The sequence below is a fragment of the Peptostreptococcus sp. genome (assembly GCF_977045075.1).
In genome coordinates this window covers 1-4,546 of record NZ_CDRRTB010000106.1, presented here as the reverse complement: position 1 = coordinate 4,546, position 4,546 = coordinate 1, and the positions used below count along the sequence as shown (strand labels likewise).

Annotated in this window: 5 protein-coding genes; all 5 read left to right on the top strand. The window is 39.2% G+C overall.

Annotated features, from left to right (window positions below; translation table 11 throughout):
* Positions 1-662 (top strand): serine--tRNA ligase (gene serS, locus ACW6OJ_RS07465; RefSeq protein WP_456096197.1); only part of this gene is annotated, 662 nt, incomplete at its 5' end.
* Between the two features lie 629 nt (positions 663-1,291).
* On the top strand, positions 1,292-2,665 hold the full coding sequence (locus tag ACW6OJ_RS07460; RefSeq protein WP_456096196.1) for an alanine/glycine:cation symporter family protein: 1,374 nt from the start codon (positions 1,292-1,294) through the stop codon (positions 2,663-2,665).
* Positions 2,666-2,963: 298 nt separating this feature from the next.
* A complete protein-coding gene (thiS, locus tag ACW6OJ_RS07455; RefSeq protein ID WP_456096195.1) occupies positions 2,964-3,158 on the top strand; it encodes a sulfur carrier protein ThiS in 195 nt (64 codons plus the stop codon).
* Positions 3,159-3,177: 19 nt separating this feature from the next.
* Positions 3,178-3,882 carry a sulfur carrier protein ThiS adenylyltransferase ThiF gene (gene thiF, locus ACW6OJ_RS07450; protein ID WP_456096194.1) on the top strand — a complete coding sequence of 235 codons (705 nt, stop codon included), beginning with the start codon at positions 3,178-3,180 and terminating at the stop codon, positions 3,880-3,882.
* A gap of 63 nt (positions 3,883-3,945) precedes the next feature.
* Positions 3,946-4,546 (top strand): thiazole synthase (locus tag ACW6OJ_RS07445; protein WP_456096193.1); only part of this gene is annotated, 601 nt, incomplete at its 3' end.

Genomic DNA, 4,546 nt, shown 5'->3' with positions numbered 1-4,546 from the left:
GCTTTATAGGTACTGGCCAGTTACCTAAGTTTGAAGAGGATATGTTCAAGCTAGAAGGTTTAGAATACTTCTTGGTACCAACTGCAGAAGTTCCAGTAACTAACCTTTACAACAATGAAATATTGAGTTTGGACAAGCTTCCAATCAAGCACTGTGCCTACACTCCATGCTTCAGGTCTGAAGCCGGATCAGCTGGTAGGGATACTAGGGGTCTAGTTAGACAGCACCAGTTCAACAAGGTAGAGCTAGTTAAGTTTGTTAAGCCAGAAGATTCTTACCAGGAATTAGAAACTTTGACTAATGATGCTGAAAAGATGCTACAGCTGTTAGGCCTACCATATAGGGTGGTTAAGATATGTACAGGAGACCTAGGCTTTACTGCTGCCAAGAAGTATGACCTAGAGGTTTGGATGCCAAGCTACAACAGGTATGTAGAAATTTCTTCTTGTTCAAACTTTGAAGACTTCCAGGCAAGAAGGGCCAACATCAGATTTAAGAGGGATAGAAATGCCAAGACTGAATTTGTACACACTCTAAATGGATCAGGTTTGGCAGTTGGTAGAACTCTTGCTGCTATACTTGAAAACTACCAGCAGGCTGATGGTAGCGTAGTGGTTCCGGAAGCCCTTAGAAAGTATATGAAGTGTGACGTAATAAAATAGTTGGGACCCTACTATACTACTTGCAGAACGATGAATCTAGGCAAGGAGTATAGCCTCTTATCAAATAAGATTGGTGATAGTTTAAATCAGTAGATTAAATATGATATAGTATGCAAAAAACTGTAAATTAAAATAAGTCCTTCTATGGTAAAACAATTATCATAGGAGGGCTTTTAAAATGGGAAGAAAAAAATAACCAAGTTCAACTTACTATTGCAAATTATGATAATTTTATCCTATTGACACAATTGAAATTTTTATTTCATTTATGTCTGGAATACCCATGATTTATGAATTTATTTATGCGTAACTTTCAAAAAAAGACCTCGATAATATATAAATATTTTAGATATGACTAAAAATGCATAATGTTATTCATTTTTTATAAAAAGAATGATAGGCAAATGCTTTTTTTTGAAATATTTATTTTTCTACTTGCAATTTTACCCTGTTTATAGGATAATATTATTGTGGAATAAATTAGTAATAAATATGTTAAATTTCAGAGTATTGGTATCTAATAACAGTACCTAATTAGGATGACGGTTGAGATATCTTATTCTGCAAAAGGGGAGGAATGACTTATTTTAGAATTATTGACAAAATTATTGACAAAAATCGATGACGTTATGTACTATCCTATTTTGATAGTAGTACTAGCGGTGGCAGGTATTTATTTCAGTTTTAGGACAAAGTTTGTCCAGCTTAGATTATTTCCAGAATCTATTAGAGCCGTAAAGGAAAAGCCAAGTGAAAAGGGACAGGTTTCTTCTTTCCAGGCCTTGATGGTTTCTACGGCATCTCGTGTAGGTACTGGTAATATCGTTGGTGTATCTACAGCCATAGTACTTGGTGGTCCTGGTGCAGCCTTTTGGATGTGGGTCCTAGCTATAGTTGGTTCAGCAACAGCCTTTGTAGAATCTACACTAGCCCAGATCTACAAGCGTAGGGATGAAAAGGGTGGTTGCTACGGTGGTCCAGCCTACTATATAGAAACAGCTTTAAAGAGCAAGACACTTGCAACTATATTCGTAGTATGCTTGGTAGTGACATATGGTTTTGGATTTAACCTGTTGTGCTCTTATAACCTACAGTCTACATTCTCAGTTTATGGTTTCTATAACCCAAGTGTAACACCAAAAATCATAGGTGCAATTATTGCCCTTGCAGTTTTCGTATCTATTGTTGGTGGTGCTAAGCGTATGATCCGTGTAACAGAGATTTTAGTTCCATTCATGGGTATAGTTTATGTATTAGTTTCAATCATAGTACTAGTTTTAAATATAGGAATGTTACCAGATGTATTCAAGATGATATTTACAGACGCCTTCAGTGGTAGGTCATTTGCAGGTGGTCTAGCAGGATCTTGTCTAGTTTATGGTATCAAGCGTGGTCTTTACTCAAATGAGGCCGGTGTTGGTTCTGCTCCTAATGCAGCAGCTTCAGCAGAGGTATCTCACCCAGTTAAGCAGGGTCTAGTGCAGTTCTTATCTGTATATATAGATACTATCCTAATCTGTTCAGCAACTGCTTTTATGATACTAATCAGTGGTGTGGGAATCAAGCCTGAACTAGCTGGTGCTCCAATGGTACAGGAATCATTACGTCCTATATTTGGATCGTTTGGACCTCTATTCATCACAATAGCAATGATTATGTTTGCCTTCACTACATTGATAGGTAACCTTTACTATTGTGAAACAGGCCTAGCTTACCTAAATGGCAACCAGAAGCCAAGTGATGAATTTATGAAGATATTCTATGTGATTGCTTCTTTAGTAGTTTTCTTTGGTGCAATTATATCAATGGATGCAGCTTGGGCCCTAGCTGATATTACAATGGGCTTGATGGCTCTTATAAATATCCCTTGCTGTGTAATCTTAGGTGGAGTAGCTGTTAAGGCACTTAAGAACTATGAAGAACAGAGAAGAGAAGGCAGGGAGCCTGAATTCCATGCCAAGTCTATAGGCATAGATCCTGATGACCTTGACTATTGGGCATAAATTCTAATTGAATACATTAAAATTCAGCCGACCTAGGAGGGGAGACCAAGTCTGATTCTTAGGTCGGTTTTTTGTATGAAAGAAATACAATAGAAATTTGATTAAAGTTGTTATATTTAGTCAATAAAATCGTTTAAAATATCGATTTCCTATTGTATTTGTAGGAAAAATATAGTAGAATAATAGCAGAGTGTTGATTAACGTCGCACGAAGGGGTACACCACCACGGGTGTAGGTTTCCTTCGTGCGTTTTTTTTTGGAAAAAATGAACAGAGATAGGAAAGAGGAGGGTGAATATATGGCGATTATAAATGGGAAAGAAGTCTTGGTGGAAGGTCAAAGTCTGCTTGAATATTTGCATGATCAAGGCTTCGATTTAAAAAGGCTGGCCGTAGAGGTAAATGGGACAATTATAAAAAGAGGGACCTATGGAGACTATATAATCAATGAGTATGATAGGGTGGAGATAGTTTGCTTTGTAGGAGGTGGTTAAGATAGGGTTTAAATTTGAAATGTCTAGGACAGAACAAGGAAGTAGCCTTGGATTAAAGAGAAGTCTGTACAAGGGACTAGAAAATATAAGTATAGGTGGAAGGGACCTAGGTCCTCAGGATATATTTAAGAGAAATATAAGTGATCCAGACGGGGTTCTGGCCAGGTCCAGTGTATGTATACTTGGACTGGGAGGACTGGGGTCTAATATAGGGGTCTACCTGGCCAGGTCTGGTATAGGTAGGCTGGTCCTGGTCGACTTTGACCATGTGGAGGCCTCAAACCTCAACAGACAGGCCTATAGTCTAGACCATATAGGCATGAAAAAGACCCAGGCCCTGGTAGAGGTTATCAGGTCCATAAACCCCTTTATAGACCTTGAGGTCATAGATGTAAGGATAGCTAGAGACAATATTATGGCCCTAGTCGAGGAGAATTACATAATATGTGAGGCCCTAGATGATCCAGCCACCAAGTCTATGGTGGTTACAGAAGTCCTGGCCAATTCTGAGGATAAGCTAGTAGTAGCTGCTTCAGGTATGGCTGGTCTAGACGATGCCAACTTGATTAGGACTCAAAGGAAGCTCTCTAGGCTGTACCTATGTGGAGATGAGAAGTCTGACTTTGAGTTTACACCAGGAATGATGGCACCAAGGGTCAGCATTTGTGCAGGTCACCAGGCCAATATAATAATAAGGTTACTTATGGGTCTGGAGAAAAAGTAAGTATCAAGTATATAATGTCGAGTAAATGTATTAATAAAAAATATAATTAGGGAGGAAATAAGTATGGAAGATAAGCTGATAATCGGAGGTAGAGAATTTAATTCTAGATTTATATTGGGGTCAGGCAAGTATTCCCTAGACCTAATAGATAGTGCAGTAAGGTATGCCGGAGCAGAAATTATCACACTAGCCCTGAGGAGGGCAGTAGGAGGCCAGGTTGAAAATATACTAGACTACATACCTGAGGGGGTTACCCTTTTACCGAATACATCTGGGGCAAGAAATGCAGAAGAAGCAGTTAGGATAGCCAGGCTGTCAAGAGAGTGTGGCTGTGGTGACCTTGTAAAGATAGAGGTAATCAGGGACTCAAAGTACCTGCTACCAGACAATCAGGAAACTATAAGGGCTACAGAAATCCTAGCCAAGGAGGGTTTTATAGTCATGCCATATATGTACCCAGACCTAAATGTGGCCAGGGACCTGAAAAATGCAGGAGCAGCTTGTATAATGCCACTTGGATCTCCAATAGGATCAAACAAGGGCTTGGCTACCAAAGACTTTATACAAATCTTGATAGATGAGATAGACCTGCCAGTAATTGTAGATGCGGGTATAGGTAGACCATCTCAGGCCTGCGAGGCTATGGAAATGGGGGCTTCTGCAA